This is a genomic window from Pseudocitrobacter sp. 73, from assembly GCF_008369545.1.
GTDB lineage: Bacteria > Pseudomonadota > Gammaproteobacteria > Enterobacterales > Enterobacteriaceae > Pseudocitrobacter > Pseudocitrobacter vendiensis.
In genome coordinates this window covers 1-433 of the sequence record NZ_VTZO01000098.1, presented here as the reverse complement: position 1 = coordinate 433, position 433 = coordinate 1, and the positions used below count along the sequence as shown (strand labels likewise).

Annotated in this window: 1 protein-coding gene; it reads right to left on the bottom strand. The window is 50.6% G+C overall.

What is annotated here, in order from left to right:
* Window positions 1-433, bottom strand: a 433-nt coding sequence (locus tag F0Q32_RS26915) for a hypothetical protein (protein WP_188016918.1), incomplete at both ends; no start/stop codon positions are given.

Genomic DNA, 433 nt, shown 5'->3' with positions numbered 1-433 from the left:
CCCCCCCTCTTTTCCTCTCCTCTTCTCTCTTTTCCTTTTTCCTTTCTCTTCCCCTCCCCCCCCCCTTCCCCCCCCCTTTCTCCCCTTTTTCTTTCTCTCTCTTCTCCCCCTCCCCCCTCCCTCTCTTTTCTTTTCCTTTTTCTCTTCCCTTTTCCCCCTCTTCTCTTTCTCCCCTTTCTCCCCTTTCCCCCCCCCCTTCCCTCCCTCCCTCCTTTCTCTCCCCTCTCCCCTCTCCTCCTCTCCTCCTCGCTTTTTCCCTTCTTTCCCCTTTTCTTTTTCTTTTTCTTTCTCTTTTTCTCTTTCCTTCTCTTTCTCCTTTTTTTTCTTTCCTTCCTTCCCCCTCCCCCTCCTCTTTTTCCTTTCTCTTTCTTCTCTTTTCTTTCTTTTCTGTTCTCCGCCAACGCCGGCAGCGAAGAAATGAAGGTGGAAACGT